25 protein-coding genes are annotated in these 23,319 nt (G+C 53.8%); 10 read left to right on the forward strand and 15 right to left on the reverse strand.

The features are described from left to right. Positions 1–139 precede the first annotated feature (139 nt). Positions 140–571, reverse strand: a complete 432-nt coding sequence (locus AC3ITF_RS05010; protein WP_489176184.1) for a carboxymuconolactone decarboxylase family protein — start codon at positions 569–571, stop codon at positions 140–142. A 90-nt stretch (positions 572–661) separates the two neighbouring features. Between AC3ITF_RS05010 and pdxR the strand changes: the two genes are divergently transcribed. Together pdxR and AC3ITF_RS05020 are read left to right on the forward strand one after the other, a co-directional pair. Then, on the forward strand, positions 662–1,996 hold the full coding sequence (gene pdxR / locus AC3ITF_RS05015) for a MocR-like pyridoxine biosynthesis transcription factor PdxR (protein WP_182260611.1): 1,335 nt from the start codon (positions 662–664) through the stop codon (positions 1,994–1,996). Positions 1,997–2,119: 123 nt separating this feature from the next. Next, the gene (locus AC3ITF_RS05020) at positions 2,120–2,470 is read left to right on the forward strand and encodes a DUF2002 family protein (protein WP_096756010.1); all 351 of its coding nucleotides are present in this window, start codon (positions 2,120–2,122) and stop codon (positions 2,468–2,470) included. A 35-nt stretch (positions 2,471–2,505) separates the two neighbouring features. Here the strand turns inward: AC3ITF_RS05020 and alaE are convergent, their stop codons facing one another. Beyond that, entirely contained in the window at positions 2,506–2,955 is a 450-nt protein-coding gene (gene alaE, locus AC3ITF_RS05025; RefSeq protein ID WP_096756011.1) for an L-alanine exporter AlaE, read from the reverse strand. 489 nt (positions 2,956–3,444) lie between these two features. Here alaE and stpA point away from each other — a divergent pair, with 489 nt between their 5' ends. Then, complete coding sequence (gene stpA, locus AC3ITF_RS05030; protein WP_115257656.1) at positions 3,445–3,846, forward strand: DNA-binding protein StpA; 402 nt, start codon at positions 3,445–3,447, stop codon at positions 3,844–3,846. A 35-nt stretch (positions 3,847–3,881) separates the two neighbouring features. On the opposite strand, the gene AC3ITF_RS05035 is transcribed toward stpA, so the two are convergent. The 3 genes from AC3ITF_RS05035 to AC3ITF_RS05045 form a co-directional block, all read right to left on the reverse strand. Beyond that, positions 3,882–4,061 (reverse strand): hypothetical protein, encoded by a 180-nt coding sequence (locus AC3ITF_RS05035; RefSeq protein ID WP_115257657.1) that lies wholly within the window; start codon positions 4,059–4,061, stop codon positions 3,882–3,884. Positions 4,062–4,141: 80 nt separating this feature from the next. Next, entirely contained in the window at positions 4,142–4,669 is a 528-nt protein-coding gene (locus tag AC3ITF_RS05040) for a rhodanese family protein (RefSeq protein WP_135911540.1), read from the reverse strand. 9 nt (positions 4,670–4,678) lie between these two features. Beyond that, positions 4,679–4,978 carry an ArsR/SmtB family transcription factor gene (locus AC3ITF_RS05045; RefSeq protein ID WP_096756015.1) on the reverse strand — a complete coding sequence of 100 codons (300 nt, stop codon included), beginning with the start codon at positions 4,976–4,978 and terminating at the stop codon, positions 4,679–4,681. A 184-nt stretch (positions 4,979–5,162) separates the two neighbouring features. On the opposite strand from AC3ITF_RS05045, the gene AC3ITF_RS05050 reads away from it, so the two are divergent. Further along, the gene (locus AC3ITF_RS05050) at positions 5,163–5,321 is read left to right on the forward strand and encodes a YqaE/Pmp3 family membrane protein (RefSeq protein ID WP_015585265.1); all 159 of its coding nucleotides are present in this window, start codon (positions 5,163–5,165) and stop codon (positions 5,319–5,321) included. On the opposite strand, the gene csiR is transcribed toward AC3ITF_RS05050, so the two are convergent. The 7 genes from csiR to AC3ITF_RS05085 form a co-directional block, all read right to left on the reverse strand. Further along, positions 5,318–6,010, reverse strand: a complete 693-nt coding sequence (csiR, locus tag AC3ITF_RS05055; RefSeq protein ID WP_135911541.1) for a DNA-binding transcriptional regulator CsiR — start codon at positions 6,008–6,010, stop codon at positions 5,318–5,320. The two genes, AC3ITF_RS05050 and csiR, sit on opposite strands and share 4 nt — an antisense overlap. 45 nt (positions 6,011–6,055) lie before the next feature. Beyond that, complete coding sequence (gene gabP / locus AC3ITF_RS05060) at positions 6,056–7,456, reverse strand: GABA permease (protein ID WP_096756017.1); 1,401 nt, start codon at positions 7,454–7,456, stop codon at positions 6,056–6,058. A gap of 144 nt (positions 7,457–7,600) precedes the next feature. After that, complete coding sequence (gene gabT, locus AC3ITF_RS05065) at positions 7,601–8,884, reverse strand: 4-aminobutyrate--2-oxoglutarate transaminase (protein WP_117343199.1); 1,284 nt, start codon at positions 8,882–8,884, stop codon at positions 7,601–7,603. Between the two features lie 24 nt (positions 8,885–8,908). Then, a complete protein-coding gene (gene gabD, locus AC3ITF_RS05070) occupies positions 8,909–10,357 on the reverse strand; it encodes an NADP-dependent succinate-semialdehyde dehydrogenase (RefSeq protein ID WP_096756019.1) in 1,449 nt (482 codons plus the stop codon). Between the two features lie 23 nt (positions 10,358–10,380). Beyond that, positions 10,381–11,649 carry an L-2-hydroxyglutarate oxidase gene (gene lhgO, locus AC3ITF_RS05075; RefSeq protein WP_489176185.1) on the reverse strand — a complete coding sequence of 423 codons (1,269 nt, stop codon included), beginning with the start codon at positions 11,647–11,649 and terminating at the stop codon, positions 10,381–10,383. Between the two features lie 19 nt (positions 11,650–11,668). After that, on the reverse strand, positions 11,669–12,646 hold the full coding sequence (glaH, locus tag AC3ITF_RS05080) for a glutarate dioxygenase GlaH (RefSeq protein ID WP_096756021.1): 978 nt from the start codon (positions 12,644–12,646) through the stop codon (positions 11,669–11,671). 260 nt (positions 12,647–12,906) lie between these two features. After that, the gene (locus tag AC3ITF_RS05085; protein ID WP_115257664.1) at positions 12,907–13,509 is read right to left on the reverse strand and encodes a short chain dehydrogenase; all 603 of its coding nucleotides are present in this window, start codon (positions 13,507–13,509) and stop codon (positions 12,907–12,909) included. A 98-nt stretch (positions 13,510–13,607) separates the two neighbouring features. Between AC3ITF_RS05085 and AC3ITF_RS05090 the strand changes: the two genes are divergently transcribed. Then, positions 13,608–14,498 carry a LysR family transcriptional regulator gene (locus tag AC3ITF_RS05090; protein WP_146717370.1) on the forward strand — a complete coding sequence of 297 codons (891 nt, stop codon included), beginning with the start codon at positions 13,608–13,610 and terminating at the stop codon, positions 14,496–14,498. Positions 14,499–14,594: 96 nt separating this feature from the next. Here AC3ITF_RS05090 and AC3ITF_RS05095 read toward each other — a convergent pair whose 3' ends face one another. The 3 genes from AC3ITF_RS05095 to AC3ITF_RS05105 are packed head-to-tail and all read right to left on the reverse strand — an operon-like array spanning position 14,595 to position 17,546. Next, entirely contained in the window at positions 14,595–16,109 is a 1,515-nt protein-coding gene (locus AC3ITF_RS05095) for a tripartite tricarboxylate transporter permease (protein WP_096756024.1), read from the reverse strand. A gap of 10 nt (positions 16,110–16,119) precedes the next feature. Further along, the gene (locus tag AC3ITF_RS05100) at positions 16,120–16,554 is read right to left on the reverse strand and encodes a tripartite tricarboxylate transporter TctB family protein (protein WP_096756025.1); all 435 of its coding nucleotides are present in this window, start codon (positions 16,552–16,554) and stop codon (positions 16,120–16,122) included. Positions 16,555–16,568: 14 nt separating this feature from the next. Next, positions 16,569–17,546, reverse strand: a complete 978-nt coding sequence (locus AC3ITF_RS05105) for a Bug family tripartite tricarboxylate transporter substrate binding protein (RefSeq protein ID WP_096756026.1) — start codon at positions 17,544–17,546, stop codon at positions 16,569–16,571. 152 nt (positions 17,547–17,698) lie between these two features. Here AC3ITF_RS05105 and tctD point away from each other — a divergent pair, with 152 nt between their 5' ends. From tctD to AC3ITF_RS05130, 5 genes are all read left to right on the forward strand, one after another. Then, positions 17,699–18,373, forward strand: a complete 675-nt coding sequence (tctD, locus tag AC3ITF_RS05110; protein WP_115257666.1) for a transcriptional regulator TctD — start codon at positions 17,699–17,701, stop codon at positions 18,371–18,373. After that, positions 18,360–19,772, forward strand: coding sequence for a sensor histidine kinase (locus AC3ITF_RS05115; protein ID WP_174361363.1), 1,413 nt, complete (start codon positions 18,360–18,362; stop codon positions 19,770–19,772). The genes tctD and AC3ITF_RS05115 overlap by 14 nt, the downstream gene beginning before the upstream one ends. Positions 19,773–20,068: 296 nt before the next feature. Then, entirely contained in the window at positions 20,069–21,484 is a 1,416-nt protein-coding gene (locus tag AC3ITF_RS05120; protein ID WP_137362629.1) for an undecaprenyl-phosphate glucose phosphotransferase, read from the forward strand. Further along, complete coding sequence (locus tag AC3ITF_RS05125) at positions 21,474–22,760, forward strand: outer membrane beta-barrel protein (protein WP_146717367.1); 1,287 nt, start codon at positions 21,474–21,476, stop codon at positions 22,758–22,760. Before AC3ITF_RS05120 ends, AC3ITF_RS05125 begins: the two co-directional genes overlap by 11 nt. 1 nt (position 22,761) lies before the next feature. Continuing rightward, on the forward strand, positions 22,762–23,319 hold the full coding sequence (locus AC3ITF_RS05130) for a polysaccharide biosynthesis/export family protein (RefSeq protein WP_096756031.1): 558 nt from the start codon (positions 22,762–22,764) through the stop codon (positions 23,317–23,319).

Raw genomic sequence — 23,319 nt, forward strand, 5'->3', positions numbered from 1 at the left:
GTTTGTAAAAGATTCAACCATACAAGATATGGGATTTTAGAGTGATAAGGGGCCGGGAGATGAGTGTGGCGGAGGGCGGGGTATGTAGCATTACGGGTTGCCGGATAAGGTGTTTCCGCCGCCATCCGGCACCACAGAATTACATGCGCATGCCTACTGCCAGACGGTTAAAGCAGTTCATCAGGCTAATGGCGAACGTCAGATCGCTTATTTCTTTGGCGCTAAAATGGTTCAGCAGCGGCATATAAACGTCGTCTTCGGCGTGCGTCGAGGCGATGTGGGTAACGGATTCGGCCCATGCCAGCGCTGCGCGTTCCTGCTCACTGAAATGGTGGCTGACGCGCCATCCTGCCAGCGCATCCAGTTTGGCCTGCTCTACGCCAGACTTACGCAGGGCTTTACTGTGCATTTCCAGACAAAACGCGCAGCCGTTGATTTGCGAGACCCGCAGGTAAATCAACTCCGTCAGTGTAGGCTCCAACGCGCAGTTTTCCAGCGCTTTGCTGGCCTGAACCAGAGCGTTATAGATTTCAGGGCTAAGTTCATAATAGGGCTGGCGTAACATCGTCATGGTATTTCTCCTCGTTTGGATGACCCGCAATGTAGCACTATAATGGTCTGCTAAAGAGAGCCATATTGTTATCAAAAAAGCAGACCATAAATGCCACGCTATCAGCAAATCGCCCGTCAGTTAAAAACCGCTATTGAGAAAGGGGAACTTAAGCCTGGCACACGCTTGCCGTCCAGCCGCACCTGGTCCCAGGAACTGGGCGTTTCACGCTCGACGGTGGAAAACGCCTACGCAGATCTGGTGGCGCAAGGCTGGCTGGAACGACGCGGGCAGGCCGGAACGTTTGTCAGTCAGCAACTGCGACTGGACACTTCGCCCGTTGCACCAACGGTCTTTGCCGGAGAAAACCCTACACCGCAACTTTTTCAGATGGGATTACCGGCGCTCGATCTCTTTCCCCGCGAAGTCTGGGCGCGGGTGATGGGGCGGCGTTTACGCACGCAGACACGTTTCGATCTCGCCTTGGGTGATGTCAGCGGCGAACTGTTGCTACGCCAGGCGATCGTTGATTATCTGCGCGTATCCCGCAGTATTGAGTGCCTGCCAGAGCAGATTTTTATTACTTCGGGCTATGCGGCCTCCATGACCTTAATCCTGCGGGCGCTGGCAAATCCCGGCGCAGGGATGTGGGTAGAAGATCCCGGTTTTCCGCTGATCCGCCCCGTTATAACGCAGGAACAGGTTGAACTGCTGCCCGTCCCGGTCGATGGCGAGGGTCTGGATGTGAGCGCCGGGATCCGCAACTACCCGCAGGCGCGTTTTGCCCTCCTCACGCCAGCCCATCAAAGCCCGTTGGGCGTTGCTCTCTCGCTTGACCGTCGACACCAATTGCTGGAGTGGGCCGCCCATGCGCGGGCATGGATCATTGAAGATGACTACGACAGCGAGTTTCGCTACCACGGAAAACCGCTGCCGCCGCTAAAAAGCCTGGATGCGCCGCAGCGGGTGATTTATGCCGGTACCTTCAGCAAATCATTATTTCCGGCTTTACGTACAGCCTGGTTGGTGGTGCCGGTGACGGAGGTCGCGCGCTTTCGCCGCCAGGCGGCGCTGACGGCTTGTAACGTGCCGCTGTTATGGCAGCAAACGCTGGCGGATTTTATTCGTGATGGCCATTTCTGGCGGCACCTGAAAAAAATGCGCCAACACTATGCCCAGCGGCGTCAGTGGATGGAAAGTGCGCTGACGGAATACGGCTTTACCGTTGTACCTCAGCAAGGCGGAATTCAACTGGTGATATCGGTGAGCGGCGAAGATACGGCGTTGGTGCGCAAAGCGAATCAGGCTGGCCTGGCGGTTCAGGCGTTAAGCCAATGGCGAATAACTTCAACGGGAGAGGGCGGTATATTACTGTCATTTACCAATATCCCGTCGGTGGAAATGGCCCGGCAGGCCGCCCGTCAACTTCGGCTGGCAATAACCTGATCCAGCGCCATGCTTAAGATAGCCGCCTCACTCTCTTCATGCGTTTATGGACTTTTCTGAAAGCGTTGCTAATGCTGAATCAGGTAAGGTAAGCCCGCGGTAAAAGATAACGAGGAAAAATATATGTATTTAAGACCCGATGAGGTGGCGCGCGTACTTGAGAAAGTAGGCTTTACCGTGGATGTAGTGACGCAGAAAGCGTACGGTTATCGACGTGGCGAAAACTATGTGTATGTTAATCGTGAAGCGCGTATGGGACGCACAGCATTAGTGATCCACCCCACGTTAAAAGAACGAAGTTCTTCGTTAGCGGATCCGTCAACGGATATTAAAACCTGCGATCACTATCAGCAATTCCCGCTTTATTTAGCCGGAGAAACCCATGAACATTATGGTATTCCACACGGCTTCAGCTCGCGTATTGCGCTGGAACGTTATTTAAATGGGTTGTTTGGTGACGTGAGTACAAACTAAAGACGCGACTGGCGGGGCCAGTCGCGAAGAGACGTTTAGGCTTTCGCCTGATGATAGCTGCTGACTTTAAACAGGCGGCGGCAATAATCAAGGAAGTAGCCGTACACTGCACCCATCAACATTGAAACCACGATGTTGGAACTGACGGCCGCCGTGATCTGGTGCCAGTCTGCGCCAACCGTGAGCAGAATGACCACATACACCGGTGACTGGAAGGTCACGTATGCCAGCACATCCGCCAGATTTTTTGCCCATCCCGCCGGTGTGGCTTTACGCGCCGCACGCATAAACAGATCGCGGTACATACCGTAAGGCCAGGCGATCAGAATGTTGACAGGAATCGCCACCAGTCGGGAAGAGAGCGACTGCTCAAAGGTCATTCCGGAAAGGAATACTTCAATCAACATGTTCACGACAGAACAGTAAACAACCATCGCGAACGTGTCTGCTACAGCATGACGCAAGCGTGACTGCGGAGAGAACATGTTAATGCTCCTTGTAAAAAGAGGTAAAAAGGTATCGTATACCTTGTTGCTAGTGATTTGTTTTGCTGCTTTCGCGTTTCAATAGGATATCTGCCTGCATAATAACTATCAACTAGCTTAAAATTTTTATTTATTGTCTTTTTGTCGATAAAATGCTCTGCAATGGTCTGTTTTTTGTTCGTTTTGGCATTTTCGTTGTCATGTTGATTAAATGTCTTTCAAATCATTAGGTTATATTGATTTGTTTTTCTGTTTTTTTTTACGAACTTTTCTAGATGTTTTTGAATATTACGCCGACATATTTATTTTTATTATCGGGTCATTACAAAATTGCATTGCAGGATGCCCCTGCGATGGGGTGATAAATATTAAGGTAACGTTTTGATTAATAGCTCGAGATCGACAGGGGCTGGAAATAGAATAATCAATCGAATATAATTTTTGCTGTAATACCATTTTTGCTTTATGCGTTAAAGAGGTTTTATTAATATGAGTTCAATGTTAAAAAACTTAAATAATATCCGCTCGCTGCGTGCAATGGCTCGTGAATTTCCGGTCGATGTACTGGAAGATATGCTGGAAAAATTCAGGGTGGTCACCAAAGAACGACGTGACGAGGAAGAACAGTTACAGCGCCAGCGTGCAGAACAGCAGGAAAAAATTAATACGCTGCTGGCGCTGATGAAAGCAGATGGGATTGAGCCAGAAGAGTTGCTAAGCATGACGACGGTGACGTCGCGAGCAGTTAAAAAACGTCAGCCGCGCCCGGCAAAATATCGTTTTACCGATCTCAATGGTGAAGTGAAAACCTGGACTGGACAAGGCCGCACGCCAAAACCTATTGCGCAGGCGCTGGCTGCCGGTAAATCACTCGATGATTTTTTGATCTAATTAGCAAGGCGGTGAGAGTGTCTCACCGCTTATTTTCAGCAAACGCCAAAATCGCCGTCTTCGCTATATCGGGTGACATCTGCTGCTTTCAGGGTGAATTTTTCACCGCTTTCATTACTGGCCTGCACGGCCACAATCTGCTCGTCATTTACTTCAACAACTTTCAATTTTGGTCCGCCCATACGCGGTTGAACCAGATCGCCGGGTTTAAACATGCTGTCCTCCGTTCTTGATGGCAAAACCCACCATAGATCAGGGCCATCGGCGGGTACAGCGCTGTTTCACTGATTACCGCTTAATGAGTACGCCGATTCCAGGGCATTTTATCCAGCAGCCGCGCCATGCCGCAGAAGCCGGTAACGCCTGCCAGGATAAGCCCCGCGCCGACAAAGCCGCTGAGCAGAAAGAAGGCGCTGCCAACGGCGTAACCGAGAACCACGCCGAGTAAGATAAGACTGCCTGCGGCAATCTGCACCTGGCGCATCAGCGGTAACGGCTGTGATTTATCTTCTACGACCGGCAAACCTGCTGCCTTCCAGCCGTCGATTCCCCCCTCAAGTAGCCAGCACTGGGCTGGTGCAGCAATTGCACTCAGTTTTGTGGCCGCATTTTGTGTGCGCTTACCCGACTGGCAGTGAAAAATAATGCGATCAGCGCGTAAGTTATCCGGCAATAACCCCTGGTCGAGCGCGGACAACGGTGCCAGATGCGCCTGCGGAATATGTTCGCGCAGATACTCATCGGCATCACGAATATCAATCAGTTTGGCTCCTTGCGCTAACAGCGTCTGCGCCTCGCGCGGGGAAATCGTCCCAATGGTCATGTTGGCTCCTTACGGGCAATACAATGTTTTTAATGTGGCGATGAGGGAATTCACCGCCGCATTTTTGATGAAGTAGAGAATGCGCTGAGCATCACGTTGGCGGTCTATTAATCCTTCTTCGCGCATCCGCGCCAGATGCTGGGAGGTGGCAGAGGGGCTGAGTCCGGTGATCCGTGCGAGCTCACCCGCGCTGGTCCCCGGCGACCCGCAAAGCATGCACAAAATGAGCAACCGCTTCGGGTTGCTCATTGCTTTTAGCAAGCTGGCGGCCTGTTCAGCGCTGGCCTGGAGTTGTTCGAGTTCAGTCATATTTATTTAAGTAATTGCTAAATTAAGAATAGTCTAAAATAAAGAGACAGCTTACGCCAGCGTCAAGAGCGTAAAGGAGGGTAAAACAGCAGGGCGAGACGGGTGGAGTTAGCTACACTGATTATTCTTAGAGATAAAATCTCTTTCTAAACAATGATTAATTTTTTGCTTGTAGGGAGTATGTATGGGTTTCTGGAGAATAGTTTTAACGATCATTTTACCTCCGCTTGGCGTGCTGCTGGGCAAAGGTTTTGGCTGGGCGTTTATCCTCAATATTGTGCTGACGCTGCTGGGCTATATCCCAGGTCTGATCCACGCTTTCTGGGTACAGACCCGTGATTAAACTTTTTCTGCCAGCTGTTTGCCGGACATCGCCTGCTGAATAATCGGAATCGGCGTCAGCAGGTGCTGGCGCATTAATTCACTGGCGCGTACGGCATCGCGCGCCAGAATTGCGTCGGTCAGCGTCTGATGCTGATCGTGTTTATCTTCCAGCATTTCCACCGACAGCACCGTTTTACGCAGCCAGATAAACCGGTAGCGCGCCGCCAGAGAGAACAGCCGTTCACGCATTTGCAGCAGATACTGCGACCCACAGCCGGCAACAATCGCCGTATGAAACGCCTGATGGCGCTGATCCCATTCATCCAGCATCTCTTCGCTGGCATCAACGGCTTCCAGTTTGCTGAGCATATGCGCGCGCGCCAGAATTTCCGCTTCCCAGGCGTCGTCGCCGCGTTCGATAGCCAGACTGACCAGCATGGCTTCCATATTGGCGCGGGCGTCAAAAATATCCAGCAGCTCCTGCTCAGACATTGACGCCACACGATACCCTTTCTGATTGACCACCGTGACCAGTCGCTCCGCCACCAGTTGCGAAAGCGCCTCGCGCAACGGTCCTACGCCGAGTTCATAGCGTGACGTCAGCAGACTCATTCGCAATTTTTCATCTGGCTGAAACACCCCGCGGATAATGTCGTTCTTGAGCCAGCGGTATCCATCAATGGCCGTCGGTTGGGAAATGGCGGTCATGGTCTTACTCCTGAAAAGGTGTCCCGGCCTGCGCCGGGAACAGGTTTAGCGCGTACTGTGCAACGGTGCTTTTTGCCACGATAGCAGTTTTTTCCAGCGCGCCATAATCGGCACGGTGCAAATGATCGCGATGGCGAGCAGCCCGGTTGAGATGACTTCCAACTGTTGTGCCGGACGAAACAGCATCGCCACCAGTACAAAACCAATAAAACCGATCACCAGCCACGTCAGCCACGGATAGAGCCACATTTTCATCTTGATATCTGCACCTTCCGCCAGCAGGATTTTGCGCATCCGCAGTTGGGAAACAGCAATGACCAGATAGACCAGCAGCGCGATGGCACCAGAGCTGTCGATGAGAAATTTAAACACTTTTGCCGGTGCGTAATAATTCACGATCACGGTGAGAAACGCCGCCCCGGTGGAGAGTAGCACGGCGACATAAGGCGTTTTGCTGCGGTTGAGTTTACCCATAAAGGCCGGGGCATCGCCGCGACGGCTCAGGGAATACAGCATACGGGAAGAAGTATACAGCGCTGAGTTCAGACAGCTGGTGACTGACAGCAAAATGACACAGTCCATGATCAGCTTAGCGTGCGGGATATGCAGTAACTCCAGCACCGAGCGGTAAGAGCCCACCTCTTTCAGCCCCGGCATGTTCCAGGGGATTAGCGCGACCACCACAAAAATGGAACACAGATAGAAAATGGAGATACGCCAGATGACCGAGTTCGTGGCGCGCACGATGTGTTTATCCGGCGTGTCGGACTCGGCCGCAGCAATGGTGACAATTTCTGCGCCCATAAAAGAGAACATGGTGATCAGCATCGCGCTCAGCACTGCGCCAAAACCGTTGGGCATAAAACCGCCCTGATCCCATAGCCTTGATACTCCGCTGACCTCGGCGTAGGGATAAAACCCACTAATCGCCGCCGCCCCGAGGGCAATAAATGCCAGGATGGCAATCACTTTGCACAGTGCCAGCCAGAACTCAAACTCGCCGTAATTTTTGACGCTCAGCAAATTACTGCCGGTTAACGCCAGCGTGATAACCAGGGAAAATAACCAGATGGGCACGCCCGGGATCCAGGAATGCAGAATGATGGCGGCAATGTTGGCTTCCAGTGGAATAACCAGCACCCAGAACCACCAGTACAGCCAGCCAATGGTATACCCAGCCCACGGGCCGATGGCCTTATCGGCATAGGTAGAAAACGATCCGGTATCCGGCGTGGCGACGGCCATTTCGGCTAGCATGCGCATAATCATCACCACCAGTAACCCGGCGAACAGATAGGCCAGTAGCACCGCGGGACCGGCTTCTGCAATCGCTACGCTTGAACCGACAAACAGGCTGGCGCCGATAACCCCGGCAATAGACAACATGGTGACGTGGCGTGATTTCAGCCCGCCCCCTAAATCATGTGATTGTGACACTTGCCCCATCTTTTAACCTCGTTATTGTTATTGACGTCGCTTCCTGCACCTTACCCGTAGGCCCGGTAAGCGGAGCGCTACCGGGCATCACAATATTGCCGGAGGCGGCGCATGCGCTTTATCCGGCCTACAATCCCCGCTCAGATACGGGGTTTAGCCTTGCTTCGCCTCGGCAAAACACTCGGCGATGATGTCCAGCCCCTGGCGGATTTGCCCGTCTTCAATGGTCAGTGGAACGAGGATGCGCAGCACGTTGTAGTACGGTCCGCAGGAGAGCAGGATCAGCCCTTTATCACGGGCGCGGGCGACAATTTCGGCGGTCAATTTCGCATTAGGCTTATGGCGATCGCCGTCTTCGAACAGTTCAATCGCAATCATCGCCCCCAGGCCACGTACGTCACCAATCTCACGGTGGGTTTCGGCAATCGCCAGCAGGCCGTTGCGCAGGGTGTTGCCGAGGTCATTGGCTTTTTGCAGCAGATTTTCCTGCTCGAAGATGTTCAGTACCGCCAGCGCGGCGGCACAGGCAATCGGGTTCCCGGCATAGGTGCCGCCCAGACCGCCCGGTGGGATCGCGTCCATCACCTCGGCGCGTCCGGTTACGCCCGCCAGCGGGAAGCCGCCGGCAATTGATTTGGCGAACGTGGTGATATCCGGTGCGACGCCCATTTGTTCCATCGCGAACAGTGTGCCGGTACGGCCCGCGCCGCTCTGGACTTCATCGGCAATCAGCATGATCCCATGCTCGTCACAAATGGCGCGCAGGCGCTGCATAAAGGCAGGGGAGGCGGCATAGAAACCGCCTTCGCCCTGGATAGGTTCAATGACGATGGCGGCAATGTCTTCCGGTGCGGCATCGTTTTTGAAGATGCGGTGGATACTGGCGATGGCGTCGTCTTCGCTGATGTCATGCAGCGCACAAGGATACAGGGCGCGATAAACATGGCCCGGCATCAGCCCCATACCGGCAGAGTAAGGGTTTACTTTTCCGGTTAGCGACAGGGTGTAGTGAGTTCGGCCATGGTAAGCGCCGCTAAAGGCAATGGTACCGCTGCGTTTGGTGGCGGCGCGGGCAATTTTTACCGCGTTCTCCACCGCTTCGGAGCCGGTGGTCACCAGCAGGGTTTTCTTGGCGAAATCGCCCGGCACCTTTTGGTTCATGATTTCACACAGTTCGAGGTACGGCTCGTAGGCCAGTACCTGGAAGCAGGTATGCGACAGCTTTTTCAACTGCGCTTCTACCGCAGAGACAATCTGTGGGTGCAGGTGGCCGGTGTTCAGCACCGCGATGCCGCCAGCAAAATCAAGGAATTCACGCCCTTCAACGTCCCAGACCCGGCAGTTTTCTGCGCGTTCGGCAAAAATCGGGTGGATCTGTCCTACGCCACGTGGAACTGCGTTGCTACGACGTTGCATGAGTTCTTTATTGGTGCTCATCAGGTGTTCTCCAGTATTGTTTTATTAAAGTCCGATACACATGTATTTGATTTCTAAATAGTCTTCGATGCCGTATTTCGATCCTTCACGGCCAAGACCGGAGGCTTTGATGCCACCAAAGGGAGCGACTTCGTTGGAGATAATGCCGGTGTTAATGCCGACAATGCCGTACTCCAGCGCTTCACCGACGCGGAAGACGCGGCTCAAATCACGGGCGTAGAAATAGGCGGCAAGGCCGAACTCGGTATCGTTGGCCTGCGCGATGACGTCAGCTTCGTCTTTAAAGCGGAACAGCGGTGCCAGCGGGCCGAACGTCTCTTCTTTGGCAACTTTGGCATGGTTGGGCACGTCGACCAAGATGGTTGGCTGGAAGAAATTACCGCCCAGCGCGTGAGCCTTACCGCCGCTGATAATCCGGGCGCCTTTATCCAGTGCGTCGGCAATGTGTTCCTCTACTTTGGCGACGGCCTTTTCATCGATCAGCGGTCCGGTGGTGACGTCAGGTTGCAGGCCGTCGCCAAGGTGCAGCTTGCTTACGGCTTGCTGAAGTTTTTCGGCAAAGCGCTCATACACGCCATCCTGGACGTACAGACGGTTGGCGCAAACGCAGGTCTGCCCGGCATTGCGGAACTTCGAGGCCAGCGCACCTTCGACCGCTTTGTCGAGATCGGCATCGTCAAAAACGATAAACGGCGCGTTGCCGCCCAGCTCCAGCGACACTTTTTTGATGTCTTTGGCACACTGCTGCATGAGCTGACGACCAATTTCAGTGGAGCCGGTAAACGACAGCTTGCGCACCAGCGGGTTGCTGGTGAGCTCGTTGCCGACCGCGCCCGCCGAACCGGTGACCACGCTGAAGACACCTGCCGGGATCCCGGCGCGGTTAGCCAGTTCTGCCAGCGCCAGCGCGGAGAACGGCGTCTGGCTGGCGGGTTTAAGCACCATGGTGCAGCCTGCGGCCAGCGCCGGACCGGCTTTGCGGGTGATCATTGCCGACGGGAAGTTCCACGGCGTAATTGCGGCGGTGACGCCAATGGGCTGCTTAATGACGATCAGGCGTTTATCGGCCTGATGGCCGGGAATGGTGTCGCCATAAATGCGTTTACCTTCCTCGGCAAACCATTCAATAAAGGAGGCGGCATAGGTGATTTCGCCTTTGGCTTCCGCCAGCGGCTTACCTTGTTCGAGGGTCATCAGGCGGGCGAGATCGTCCTGGTGCTCAATCATCAGGTTGAACCAGCGGCGCAGAATCGTCGCCCGCTCTTTGGCGGTTAGCGCACGCCAGGCAGGCAGTGCACGGTTAGCTGCCTCAATGGCTTCACGGGTTTCATCCGCGCCCATTTTCGGTACGCTACCCAATTGCTGACCGTTGGCGGGATTGGTCACCGCGATAGTTTCGCCGCCGTTGGCGTCGCGCCAGTGGCCGTCAATCAGCGCCTGCTGGCGAAATAAGGTGGGATCGTTAAGTTGCATAATAGCGTCCTGTCGTAAAAGGGTTAACGGGTAAAGGCGGCGTGTAATGTCTCCACGCTACGTGCCGCACGCAGCGTGCGTCCGGGATTGCTCTGGTTTTCCAGTAGCGCATGAACTTTGCTGACGATATGCGCCCCGATGGGGAGAGCCGACGTCGCCGCCGGCGAAGGCGCGTTGCAGGTGTGGATCGAGCGCGGCGTGGTGACAAACAGGAAGTCGTCAATCAGTTTGCCATCCGGCGATACCGCCTGTGCCCGCACGCCCGCAGGCCAGGGCTGCAGGTCTTTTAGCGACAGGCTCGGGCAGTATTTTTGTACCCGGCGCAGGTAGCCGCTTTTGCACAGCGAGTTTTTCATCTCGCTTAAGCCGGAACGTAAATTGTTTTGCAGCACCCGACGGATGCCGGAAGAGCCGAGGATTTCCAGCGTGTCACTCAACGAAATATCACGTTTACGATAGCCTTCACGCTTAAACGCCAGCACCGCGTTGGGGCCGACCGTGACGCTGCCGTCAATCATGCGGGTGAGATGTACGCCGAGAAACGGCATTGCCGGATCGGGGATCGGGTAGATCAGGTGGTTGACGATGTGGTTATGTTCCGGCGCCAGACGGAAGTATTCCCCGCGAAACGGACAGATGATAAAGCCCGGCTCAACGCCGAGCATTTTCACCAGTCGGTCAGCCATCAACCCGGAGCAGCTAATCAGCGTAGCACCCTCATACTCCTGGCCCTGGCGGGTGTGTACGATAACGCCCGCAGCGTGTTCTTTCAGGCCGCAGACTTCGGCGTTGTAAACAATCTCGCCGCCTTTGGCCTGGAAAATTCTCGCCATCGCGGCGGTGACGTCGCGGTAGCTGACAATCCCGCTTGATGGCACAAAAATCCCGCCCAGCCCGGTGATGTTAGGCTCGCGCTCGTGCAGTTCTTCGGCATTGAGCCATTCGCGCTCAAGACCGTTGGCGGCGGTGCGATCCCACAGGGCGCGCATACGCTCCATTTCAAGCGTTGAGGTGGCGACCAGCATCTTTCCACAGACGTCATAGCGGATGCCGTTTTGATCGCAAAAGGCTTTGGTGGCGAGATTGCCGGCCAGACAAAACTTCGCCTTCAGGCTGCCGGGGGTGTAATAGACCCCGGCATGGATCACTCCGCTGTTGTGGCCCGTCTGATGACAGGCCGGACCGGACTCTTTTTCCAGCAGAGCAATTCTGGCGTCCGGGTAGACATCAATCAGCTGCATGGCGGTCGACATGCCGATAATGCCGCCGCCAATAATCACAAAATCATACATCCGCTTAATTCCTTCGCGCTTACTGATGCGTCTGGTAGTGGTTTGTAGCGTAGGCAAAGTAACCACGCTGGCGCATCAGTTCGCGGCGCAGGTCCGGATGCGACGTAAAGCGATCGCGACCGTGCAGCCAGAACAGGTTGTTGATCAGCAGGAATTTACCGACCGAAACCGGAACGGACAGGATGCTTTTGCTGGTCTCCAGCGCATCGGAGAGCGCGCTTAGCCAGACACCCTCTTCATAATCTTTTGGCTGGACGAACTGGTCGATGTAGCGCATTACCGGGCGACCCTGCTGGTCGACGTCAAACACCGGATGAAACACGTCCTGGCTGACGTTTTTGCTTGGCGGCGCGGCAAAACGCATTGGGCGGCGGGCCAGCGGATGGGTGAAGTAGTTTTCCAGATGTTCCCAGTCGTCGAGGTGCAGCAGCAGCGAATTGCCGCCGGTCATGTTCTGCTCATCGATTTTCATCATCAGCACGTAGTCGGTGATCTCTTCGAGGTAGGTGCCGTCGTTATGCAGCTCCATCACGCGGTGTGGCTGGCGCAGGTAGCTGTCGGAGTTATCGACGTTTTTCACCACGAAACGCGCGTAGTACTGACCGCTCATCGCATCAAAGTTGGAGCGGCCGATCAGATGCGCCACTGCCGTTGCCAGTTTGACCATCTCCTCTGCCTGCGCCACGTCATCGACACCTTCCGCGTTGATCAGCAATGCACCTTCGGCGCGATCCAGCAACGTTTTTAGCAGCAACGGTTGCAGCTGATTGCCGCACAAGTCGTCGAGGATGTTTGCCACTTTGAAGCGCAGGAAGGATTTGTATTCCAGCGCCTGCACCGGCCATTGCGCCACGGCCTGCAGAAATTGCTCAGCGGTTTGGGCAGAAAACGTCAGCTCCAGCAGGCGTGGTGACTGGGCTGACGGTTTCAGCGTGAAGCCACGGTAGTGCTGGGCTGGATCTTCAGCGTTCGGTTGTACGGCAGTCAGTGCGTTCATCAGAATCGATCCTCTCAGTAGATTGTCAGGGAGACATGGCGCTGCTCGTTTCGTAGCCATAAACTAAAAATATCTACATTTTTGGAAAACGCGCACAGAATGAACTTGTTTGTTTATTATTTGTGATCAAAAACAACAAATATTTAACATTATAAAAGGTGAGGGTAATTACGCGGAGCGGGAGGGAATACGGAGAAGGATCTTTTAAAACAGAGGGTTAATCAGGCTGCCGCTGGCGGAGCGCCGCGACAGCCACAATATCAGTAGCCGACTTTGTAAATACGACCGGTTTGAATGCCTTCGACGCTGCGGCGATAGGCGTTAGCGACCGTGGCGGCGGGGACGCTTTCAAAGCCAGGGAAGAAACCGTCATACGCCGCAGCGGATTCACTCAGCACGGTAGGGCTTATCAGGTTAATGCGTATGCCGCGCCCTAATTCGCAGGCTGCGGCGCGTACAAACCCTTCCAGTCCGGCGTTGACCGTGGCAGCACTTGCCCCTTGCGCAATCGGCTCATGGGCGATAATGCCGCTAATCAGCGTAATCGAGCCGCCCTCGTTGAGGTAATGCTGCCCGGTCAATGCCAGCCGCACCTGGCCTAGCAACTTATCCTGCAACCCCTGATTAAACTCGCCGTCGGTCATGGTCGAAAGGGGGCCAAAGAACAGGCTACCGGTGGCGGAAACGATGGCATCTACCCGACCGATTTTTTCAAACAGCGCCTGCACGCTGTGCTGTGAGGTGATATCGACCTGGTAATCACCCTGCGTGCGGCCCACGCGAACAATCTCATGTTTGCGACCCAGTTCTTCTGCGACTGCGCGGCCGACGGTACCGCTGGCACCAATAATGACGATTTTCATAACCACCTCCGCAATTGTGTGAGCCGCTATTCTTTAATGAAAATGAAATCGGATAAACTGGCTAAAAGTTAGATGATTACTAACCAGAGGTTTGTAATATGGATAAGCTTCGCGGCATGGAAACGTTTATCGCCGTGGTGGAAAGCGGCAGCTTTACCGGGGCGGCAACGCGGCTGGAAATGTCGGCGGTGATGGTAGGGAAATATATCGCACTGCTGGAAGCGCAGCTCGGTACACGGTTACTGGAGCGCAACACTCGTCGGCAAAGTCTGACCGACGCCGGGCGCGTCTATGTTGAGGAAGCCCGGCGGGTGCTGGAACAGGTGTCGATAGCTGAAAGCTCGGTGGAACGACTGCGGTTGGCACCGGCGGGGACGCTGCGCATCAGCGCGCCCACGTCTTTTGGCGCCTGTGTCGTTTCGCCGCTGGCCGCGGCTTTTTTACAACGCTGGCCCGAGGTGCGTATTGAACTGGATCTGACTAACCGGATGGTGGATTTGGTGAACGAGGGGGTCGATCTGGCGATCCGCATTGGTGATATTCACCAGACGGATGTGGTGGCGAAATATCTGTGCCCGTACCGTATGGCGATCTGCGCGTCAGCGGACTATCTGGCGCGTTACGGTACGCCCCGGACGCCTGCAGATCTGGTAGACCATCTGTGCTTGTCCCACACGGTGTGGACGGCGCGTAACGAATGGACGTTGCCGGGTATGGAAGGTGAAGTCAGATGGAAACGCGATGCGATCCTGCGCTGTAACGATGGTCACGGTCTGCGCATGGCGGCGGTGGCGGGCGCGGGGTTGCTGTTGCAGCCGGAAGTGTTGCTGGCGGACGAGCTTGCCAGCGGCAAACTGGTTCGAGTGCTGGAGGGCTTTACGCCACAGCCGCGACCGATTCATCTGCTGTGGCGTCAGGATTTACGCCCCTTGCCGAAACTGACGCAGTTTGTCGAGCATATGCTGGAAGGCACGCAGGGGTTACGCTGAAAATAAAAATGCCGGATGGCGCTGCGCTAATCCGGCCTACGGGAGATAGCTATTGTAGGCCGGACTAGACGCGTCAGCGCCCCATCCGGCCTATTATTAGCCGATATCCACCTGCGGTTTGCGGTTGCGCTTGCGGATCAGGCGCAGCACCGGTGGGATCACGATAACCATCACCGCCATCGCCAGCAGGACTTTTGCCACGCCGCTGGCCCACAGAATATCCATACTGCCGTTGCTGATCGACAGCGCGCGGCGCAGGTTCTGCTCCAGCATTTCGCCCAGTACAAAGCCCAAAATCAACGGCGACATCGGGAAGTGCATTTTACGCAAAATGTAGCCGAAGACGCCGAGCCCGACCATCAGCACCAGATCGAACGTCGTACTGTGTACCGCGTACACACCGACAGCGGAGACCGCCGCGATGGCCGGCACCAAAAACCACAGCGGGATGGTCAACATGCGGGTAAACAGACCGATCAGCGGGATGTTCATCACCAGCAGCATCACGTTGGCAATCAGCAGTGCCGCAATCAATCCCCAGACGATGTCCGGTTGCTCGGTAAACATTGCCGGGCCCGGGGTGATGTTGTACAGCGTCAGCGCGCCCATCATCACCGCCGTGGTGCCGGAGCCAGGCACGCCGAGCGTCAGCATCGGAATAAACGAGCCGCAGGCCGAGGCGTTATTTGCAGCCTCCGGTGCGGCAACGCCGCGAATATCCCCTTTACCGAAGCTGTCGCTGTTACCGCTGAGCTTTTTCTCGGTCATGTAGGTGATGGCGCTGGCGATGGTCGCCCCGGCGCCAGGCAACACGCCGACAAAAAAGCCTATCACCGACGAGCGCAGCGTCGCGCCCACGCATTGCGCGCCTTCTTTGGCGTTGAACATCATGCGGCCGGTTTTACGTACCAGCGCCTGACCGCTGCTGGTATGTTCCAGCATTAACAGGATTTCTGAGACAGAGAACAGCCCAATCACCACCACGATAAACTGCACGCCGTCGGAGAGATGAACACTGTCAAAGGTGAAGCGATATACCCCGGTGTTGGCGTCTACGCCGACGGTCGCAAGGCCAAGACCGATCAGCGCTGCCAGAAAGGATTTCAGCGGGTTTTGCGCCATCATGCTGCCGAGGCAAGCAATGGCGAAGACCATTAAGGCAAAGTATTCTGCCGGACCGAAGGCCAGCGACCATTGAGCCAGTGCCGGAGCAAACAGAATGATGCCGCCGATGGCGATCAGCGAGCCAAAGAAAGAGCTGACCGCCGAGATAGAGAGAGCCACGCCGCCGCGTCCTTGCTGCGCCATCGGGTAGCCGTCGAGGGCGGTCATAATAGCGGCGGCATCGCCGGGAACGTTCAGCAAAATCGACGAGATTCGCCCGCCGTATTCGCAGCCGATGTAAACGGTCGCCAGCAGGATCAGCGCGGACTCTGCGGGCAGGTGCAACGCAAAAGCCAGCGGCAGCAGGATCGCCACGCCGTTAATGGGGCCTAGCCCCGGCAACAGCCCGACAATGGTGCCAACAAAACAGCCGATCAGCGCAATGACCAGGTTTTCAGGCGTCATCGCCACCGCAAAACCCTGAGAAAGATATATCCAGGTATCCATCGTTTCTCCGTTAACTCAGCCAGGCGCCGAGAGGTAAGGTGACGTCAAGCAGCCGATCGAAGGCATACCACAGCAGAATGCCAAGAACCGACCCGGAAATACCCGCCGCCGGGATGGTGGCCCCGAACAGCAGGCCAATCACCACGGTGAGAATGGCGGTGGCAATGGGAAAGCCCAGCCACTCGAATCCCCAGGCGTACATAAACAGAATAATCACCATCGTCAGTAGCTTTTGCAGTACGTGGCGACGAGGCCAGCTGATGGTGTCCGGGTGGCGCAGGAGTAACGCCACGGCGCATAGCAACATCAGGCCGATAATGCCCAGCGGAAAGGGACGCGGGCCGACCGGCTCATAGCTGTATTCGCTGGTTATTTGCCAGGCCACGAACAGCCCGGCTATACAGAGCAACAGCCAGATACCCGCAAAAATACGATCGCTCATCATTGTTGCCCCTGCGCTTATTTAGCCAGACCGAAGGCTTTTGCCTGCTCACGATAATCGGTGACCTGCTTCTTCACGTAGGCGTCGAGTTGTTGCCCACTCATGTTGAATTCAAACAGACCGCGAAGATCGCGTTGCTTTTTAAATTCATCGGTTTGTTGGAGTTTGGCAAAGGCGTCCACCCACCATTGATACTCGGCGTCGCTGACTTTGGGTCCGACGTAGAAGCCGCGGATAATCGGCCACACGAGGTCATATCCCTGCTCTTTGGCGGTGGGCACATTGGCTAACTGACCCGGTAAACGCTGGTCGGAGAACACCGCCAGGACGCGGATTTTGTCGCCGTTGAGGTAGGGCACCATCTCGCTGAGATCGCCGGAGACCACCTGCACGTGATTGCCCATCAGCGCCGTGACCGGTTCACCGCCGCCCTCAAACGCCACGTAACGCATCTTATGTGGATCGACGTTGGCTTTTTGCGCCAGCAGCGCCGACTTCATCCAGTCCTGACTGCCAATAGAGGCACCGGCGCCAATCACTACGCTGTTGGGATCTTTCTCCATGGCCGTCAGCAGGTCTTTCAGCGTTTTCCATGGGGCATCGTTGCGCACGGCAATCATGCCGTAGTCGGTACCGACGCTTGCCAGCCAGCGCACATCGTCGACGCCGTAACGGCCAAATTTACCCTGCGACAGGTTCAGCAGCGACCCGCCGGAGAAGGCCACCACGGTGCCTGCTTCGGCAGGGCGTTGGGCGACGATGGCGTTATAGGCGACCGCCCCGACGCCGCCAGGCATATAGGTCACGCGCATCGGTTTTTCGATGGCGCCGGTTTCCATCATGCTCACCTGAATCAGCTTACAGGTGAGGTCAAAACCGCCGCCGGGTTTTGCCGGGGCGATACATTCGGTGCGTGAAGGCGCTTGTTCCGCCAGAACAGAGGTACTCATCAGTAACATGCTTGCAGTAAGGGTACGAAGTAATTGTTTTTTCATTATTTATCCTCACGCCGGATGACCGGATTTCGGGTACGGAAGATTATTTTTGTGATTATGTGAGCCGATGTGTAGCAGTTCGGTTGCGTGATTGTTAAAACATTAACCTTTCAATTCCCTTTCAATGCGGCAGAAACTTTACAGGATGTGATATGCGTCTCTTATTAGCGGAAGATAACCGTGAGCTCGCTCACTGGCTGGAGAAAGCGCTGGTGCAAAACGGTTTTGCCGTTGACTGCGTGTTTGATGGTCTGGCGGCCGATCACCTGTTACACAGTGAAACCTATGCGCTGGCGGTGCTGGACATCAATATGCCTGGGCTGGACGGTCTTGAGGTGGTTCAGCGGCTGCGTAAGCGCGGGCAAACGCTTCCCGTTTTGCTGCTGACAGCACGTAGTGCGGTGGCGGATCGGGTAAAGGGGCTTAACGCCGGTGCGGATGATTACCTGGCAAAACCGTTTGAGCTTGAAGAGCTGGATGCCCGGCTGCGGGCGCTGCTGCGGCGTAGCGCGGGGCAAGTGCAGGGTATACAGCAACTCGGTGAGCTGGCGTTTCATGATGAGGGTTATTTTCTGCTGCAGGGACAACCGCTGGCGCTGACGCCGCGCGAACAGGCGCTGCTGACGGTGCTGATGTACCGACGGTTGCGTCCGGTCTCGCGCCAGCAGTTGTTTGAACAGGTCTTCAGCCTGAGCGATGAGGTCAGCCCCGAAAGTATTGAGCTTTACATCCACCGTTTGCGTAAAAAACTGAACGGCAGCGACGTGCGTATCGCGACCCTGCGAGGCCTGGGCTATGTGCTGGAGCGCAGTGATGAAGTGGGTTAAGCCGCAGTCGCTGTATTTGCAACTGCTGATGTTCCTTGGCTTACCGCTGCTACTGCTGTGGGGGCTGTCGGCGTTTAACAGCTATGTCAGTGCCCTGCAGGCGGCGACCCAGGCGTATGACCGGACGCTGCTCTCATCGGCGAGAACGGTATCCGAGCGGCTGGTGGTGCGCAATAAACGCCTGGAAGTCAACGTACCGTGGGTGGTACTGGACAGCTTTGAGCTGAACATGAACGATCGGCTGTACTACAAAGTGGTGGATCCGACGGGGAAGGTCATTTCCGGCTATGACGATTTGCCGGCGATGCCGCCTTCCACCTCGCGCACCCGGCTATACCCGGCGCTGGCGTGGTTTTATCATACTGAATATCGTGGGGAGGCTATTCGCGTGGCACGCCTGCTCCAGCCGGTGAATGAAGGCGGGATTGTCGGTATGGCGGAGATTTATGTCGCCGAAACGCTGCAATCACGACGCTATCTGGCGCGACAGCTGCTGTTCTCATCCTGGGTATCCCAGGGGTTGCTGGTACTGCTGACGCTGGTGCTGGTCGGCTGGCTGCTGCGACGGGTATTACGCCCGATGCGCCAGCTGTCATCATTGATGGTACGCCGCGAGCCGGGGCTGCTGACGCCACTGCCGGAGCTGCTGCCGTGGTCGGAAACTCGTTTGCTGATCGTGGCCTTCAATCGCTACATTGACCGGCTACGCGCACTGATATCGCGCCAGGAGCGGTTCAGCGCAGATGCTTCTCATCAGTTAAAAACCCCGCTGGCGGTGCTAAAAACGCAGGCTGCGGTAGCCCTTGCTAGCCCGCAGCCGCAGCAGTGGTATGAGAGTTTACAGGCCATGAGCACTACGCTCGACAGCACCATTCAATTGACGGAGCGATTGTTACAGCTTTCTGCCGTGAAGCGCAAAGAGCAGGGAGAAAGACACTTTTCACCGGTCAATCTGTTTGAGGTGGTGCAAACCAGCTGTTTTACCCGCCTGGCGCAGGCGCGCAGCAAAGCCATCGATCTCGGCTATGAAGGGGAACAAGAGGCGGTGTGGATTGAAGGGGATGATGTTTTGCTCGGCGAACTGTGCGGAAATCTGCTGGATAATGCGCTGAAATACACGCCTGCACAGGGGATGGTCACCGCCCGGCTGCTGCGTGAGGGAGAAAGCGTGGTGCTGGTGGTTGAAGACAGTGGCCCCGGTATTGATGACGATCGGGTGCATCAGGCGCTGTTACCGTTTCATCGCCTGGATAATGTGGACAATGTTCCCGGGGCGGGGATTGGGCTGGCGCTGGTCAATGATATTGCTCGCCTGCACCGTACGCACCCACAACTGTCGCGCAGTGAAACTCTGGGAGGGTTAGGCGTGCGGGTGCGGTTTTTATGCGTCGCGGGTTAAAGCAGCTAAAAATAATCAGGCATAACCTATTTTGCTAGTCGACGAATGGTTATCTGTCAATAATATATCCGTTGTAGATAATCATATATTTCTAATAATAAAAATCAAATGGTCATGAAAATAATATTCAATTAAATCAAGTGGGTATGAATTTTTCATGAGACTGTAGTCACAATTTGTAATACTAGTAATTACATTTGCTGACACTCCGACATTGCGATTTTTGAGCTTGTGATATAATTAGCCATATCAAGCGATAAAAAAATAATTAAAATCAATCGATAATAGGCTGAGATATGCTTAAAAATTCGCTAAAGATTAGCAGTCAAGGATATCCAGTTTATATAAAACTGGTCGATTTCCTTGTCATCAATTTTACTCTAATTTTTAGCGCAAAACTGCTAGGCATGCTGCCGTTTTCGACGATTGTAATCCTCAGTGTGATCTTCTCACTTCTGTTTTTGTTGTTTGCTGAATACACCAAAATGTACCAGCAGAAGATCAAAACCATTAGCTTGCGCAACCAAAAGAGACTGCTGGCGTGTACGCTACTGGCCATTTTCTGTAATGAGTGGGTTCGTACGACCATTGCGGATCCTCAGTCGCTGGGGGATCTGAATGCACTGGATCCGCCTTTTTGTTCAGCTATTGTCATTTGGTATTTTATTCCACTACCTGTCCTTTATTTTATTCGTTTTTTTCTTTTTAAATACTCAGCCAAGAAACATATTCGCGTTGCCGTTATTGGCCTGACCGAGAATGGTCTGGCGGCGGAAAATGCGTTGACTACGGAATACGCCAACATCAAGTTAGACCTGGCATTTTATGATGAGCGCAGTCCAGATCGTTGTGGCGATGTGGTTGATAAAATAAAAAGCCCCTTTCGCGGCTCGGTCATTAATTTAGTTGAAGAAGCCAAAAATGGGAATATAGATGAGATCTATATTGCGCTACCGATGGTGGCGTTACAGCGCATTCGTCATTTTTTGGCGATGATGTCTGATACCACGGTCGATACCTATATTGTGCCTGACTTTTATACCTACAGTAACAATATGTCCAAGCTGCGCTCGATCCACAACCTGCAAACCATCGGCATTTTTAGCTCGCCGTTTGAAGGTGCAGGATCGTTTATTAAGCGGACTGAAGATCTGGTACTCGGGAGTCTCATTATGGTGATGATCTCCTCACTGATGCTAGTCATCGCCATTGGGATAAAACTCACCTCGCGCGGCCCGGTATTTTTCAAACAAGACCGCTATGGTCTGAGTGGGCAAAAAATAAAGGTCTGGAAGTTTCGCTCAATGCGGGTGATGGAGAATTCTGACACCGTTATTCAGGCTACGAAGAACGATCCACGCGTGACGAAATTCGGCAGTTTTTTACGTCGCACCTCGCTCGATGAACTGCCGCAATTTATTAATGTGTTGCAGGGAAGTATGTCGATTGTCGGTCCCAGACCGCATGCAGTTACGCATAACGAGCAGTACCGTAAGCAGGTCGAAAATTACATGATCCGCCATAAAGTGAAGCCAGGGATCACCGGTCTCGCGCAGATTAACGGGTTTCGTGGGGAAATCGATGCGCTCTATAAGATGGAAAAACGTGTCCAGTATGACATTGAATATATTCAAAACTGGTCATTATGGTTGGATATAAAAATTATTATTAAAACTATTTTCAAAGGATTTGTCGGTAAGAATGCATACTAAAATACTCGTTATTACCGGGATCGTGATATCGCAGTCCGCATGGGCTGATCTGACACCGAAATCACACATTGGCTTTGCGGGGATCGACTTCCAGGGCAAGGTTGCTGTGGATTATGGTTATGATGATAACGTGACATATCAGCCACATAACCGCGATGCGAAAGGTTCCGCCTTTCAGAGTGCTGCGCCCGTGCTGAGTATGATCGGCGAGCGCGGTCAGGATACGTATTTGCTGATGTATTCGGGGGATTATCGCCACTACTCCAGCGATTCTGCGGATAACTACAACGATCATTTTTTCCGTTTTAACGGTGCCTGGCGTTACGGACAAATGCACGGCCTAACCCTGAATCTGGAAGATTCGCTTGGGCATGAAGATCGTGGTCGCGATATTACTGAGGGCTTTTTGCCGAGTCAGTTTCGCCAGTATGGGATTAAATCTCCACTGACGACCAATTTTATCAACAGTGAACTGCGTTACAGCTACGGCGCGCCGGATGGGCGCGGTAAAGCGGAACTGGCGTTGTTATACAAAAAGCTGACGTTCGGTAATACGTCGGATGTTCAGGATACCAGTGAAGATTTTTACACTTACATTCAGCAGCAGGAATGGCATGAAAATAGCCTGGTTGCGGAGATATTTGACCAGTACACGTCGAGAACACGTTTTCGCTATAGCTTTATTACTAACCAGCGTCATTACGATAACAACTCAGAAAAAGACAGTAATGAATACTATTTGCTTTACGGCCTGAAATCGCAGTTGACGGGTAAAACGAATGTCGACATGAATATTTCATGGTTGTACAAAACATTTGAAAACGATCCAAATTCGCATGATTTTAATGGTCTAAACTGGGATATAAAAGGGGAGTGGAAACCGTTACAGCAGTCTGTTTTCACCGCGCGTTCGTCGCAAAGTATTAAAGACCCGTCGGAAGTTGGTGGCTATATTTTAGTTACTGAATATGGGATTTCTTACCAGCATTTTTGGTTGGGTAATCGCTTTTCTACCCTCCTCGACTATGCATACACCATGGAGGACTATAAAAAACAGAACAAGGATCGCCATGATAAAAGGGGTGTATTTAGCGTAACTATGAGCTATGACTACACGCCGTCAGTGAATTTTGCAATTAAATATCAGTTAGATACATTGAATTCTAATAAGGATACTGACTCGTTTTATATCGGTCCCAACGACAATCAGGAAGTCATCAGAACGCTAGGTTATGATAATTCTATGATTATGCTTACAGCTAAGGTTCAGATCTAAAATGAAAATAATAGAACTGTGCGCGTTTTTTCTATTCAGTATCCTGTTGGTCGGATGCGCAACGTCCAGGCCACCATTAACGGACGACCCTGCGGCAAGCGCAGAGGATTACCGTCTTGGTGCGGGGGATACGGTCAATATTGTGGTTTACGGCGAACCCGAGATGACCATGAAATTTATCGTCGATAAAAGCGGAACCATCAATTTCCCTTATATTGGCACGCTCGCATTAAAAGAGAAAACGCCGGACCAGGTGACTGCGGAATTAACGCAACGCTTGCGTAATGGATATATGGTTAATCCCATGGTGACGGTTAGCGTCGCTGAATTTCGTAAATACTACGTATCAGGCGAAGTGAAAAGCCCTAATGCTTTCGCGTATGAGCCGGGGCTTACCGTGGAGAAAGCGATCGCTCAGGCGGGCGGATTTACCGATCGCGCTGACCGTAAAGATATCAATATTCGCCAGGCGGGCAGTCATCAGCTGCTGGAGAATGTGGATTTAACGCACTCGGTGCGTCCAGGTGACGTTGTGATCATTGGCATGGGGTTCTTCTAA

It is taken from the genome of Citrobacter sp. KH_055_1 (assembly GCF_057838705.1).

Excerpts from the sequence above, each read along its gene's own strand:
- gabT (WP_117343199.1), bottom strand. The coding sequence starts at position 8,884 with ATGAGCACCAATAAAGAACTCATGCAACGTCGTAGCAACGCAGTTCCA.
- glaH (WP_096756021.1), bottom strand. The coding sequence starts at position 12,646 with ATGAACGCACTGACTGCCGTACAACCGAACGCTGAAGATCCAGCCCAG.
- AC3ITF_RS05115 (WP_174361363.1), top strand. The coding sequence starts at position 18,360 with ATGAAGTGGGTTAAGCCGCAGTCGCTGTATTTGCAACTGCTGATGTTC.
- AC3ITF_RS05095 (WP_096756024.1), bottom strand. The coding sequence starts at position 16,109 with ATGGATACCTGGATATATCTTTCTCAGGGTTTTGCGGTGGCGATGACG.
- AC3ITF_RS05100 (WP_096756025.1), bottom strand. The coding sequence starts at position 16,554 with ATGATGAGCGATCGTATTTTTGCGGGTATCTGGCTGTTGCTCTGTATA.
- AC3ITF_RS05105 (WP_096756026.1), bottom strand. The coding sequence starts at position 17,546 with ATGAAAAAACAATTACTTCGTACCCTTACTGCAAGCATGTTACTGATG.
- AC3ITF_RS05085 (WP_115257664.1), bottom strand. The coding sequence starts at position 13,509 with ATGAAAATCGTCATTATTGGTGCCAGCGGTACCGTCGGCCGCGCAGTC.
- AC3ITF_RS05090 (WP_146717370.1), top strand. The coding sequence starts at position 13,608 with ATGGATAAGCTTCGCGGCATGGAAACGTTTATCGCCGTGGTGGAAAGC.
- pdxR (WP_182260611.1), top strand. The coding sequence starts at position 662 with ATGCCACGCTATCAGCAAATCGCCCGTCAGTTAAAAACCGCTATTGAG.
- csiR (WP_135911541.1), bottom strand. The coding sequence starts at position 6,010 with ATGACCGCCATTTCCCAACCGACGGCCATTGATGGATACCGCTGGCTC.
- AC3ITF_RS05125 (WP_146717367.1), top strand. The coding sequence starts at position 21,474 with ATGCATACTAAAATACTCGTTATTACCGGGATCGTGATATCGCAGTCC.
- AC3ITF_RS05020 (WP_096756010.1), top strand. The coding sequence starts at position 2,120 with ATGTATTTAAGACCCGATGAGGTGGCGCGCGTACTTGAGAAAGTAGGC.
- gabD (WP_096756019.1), bottom strand. The coding sequence starts at position 10,357 with ATGCAACTTAACGATCCCACCTTATTTCGCCAGCAGGCGCTGATTGAC.
- AC3ITF_RS05045 (WP_096756015.1), bottom strand. The coding sequence starts at position 4,978 with ATGACTGAACTCGAACAACTCCAGGCCAGCGCTGAACAGGCCGCCAGC.
- alaE (WP_096756011.1), bottom strand. The coding sequence starts at position 2,955 with ATGTTCTCTCCGCAGTCACGCTTGCGTCATGCTGTAGCAGACACGTTC.
- AC3ITF_RS05035 (WP_115257657.1), bottom strand. The coding sequence starts at position 4,061 with ATGTTTAAACCCGGCGATCTGGTTCAACCGCGTATGGGCGGACCAAAA.
- AC3ITF_RS05040 (WP_135911540.1), bottom strand. The coding sequence starts at position 4,669 with ATGACCATTGGGACGATTTCCCCGCGCGAGGCGCAGACGCTGTTAGCG.
- AC3ITF_RS05120 (WP_137362629.1), top strand. The coding sequence starts at position 20,069 with ATGCTTAAAAATTCGCTAAAGATTAGCAGTCAAGGATATCCAGTTTAT.
- AC3ITF_RS05010 (WP_489176184.1), bottom strand. The coding sequence starts at position 571 with ATGACGATGTTACGCCAGCCCTATTATGAACTTAGCCCTGAAATCTAT.
- AC3ITF_RS05050 (WP_015585265.1), top strand. The coding sequence starts at position 5,163 with ATGGGTTTCTGGAGAATAGTTTTAACGATCATTTTACCTCCGCTTGGC.
- lhgO (WP_489176185.1), bottom strand. The coding sequence starts at position 11,649 with ATGTATGATTTTGTGATTATTGGCGGCGGCATTATCGGCATGTCGACC.
- tctD (WP_115257666.1), top strand. The coding sequence starts at position 17,699 with ATGCGTCTCTTATTAGCGGAAGATAACCGTGAGCTCGCTCACTGGCTG.
- AC3ITF_RS05130 (WP_096756031.1), top strand. The coding sequence starts at position 22,762 with ATGAAAATAATAGAACTGTGCGCGTTTTTTCTATTCAGTATCCTGTTG.
- stpA (WP_115257656.1), top strand. The coding sequence starts at position 3,445 with ATGAGTTCAATGTTAAAAAACTTAAATAATATCCGCTCGCTGCGTGCA.
- gabP (WP_096756017.1), bottom strand. The coding sequence starts at position 7,456 with ATGGGGCAAGTGTCACAATCACATGATTTAGGGGGCGGGCTGAAATCA.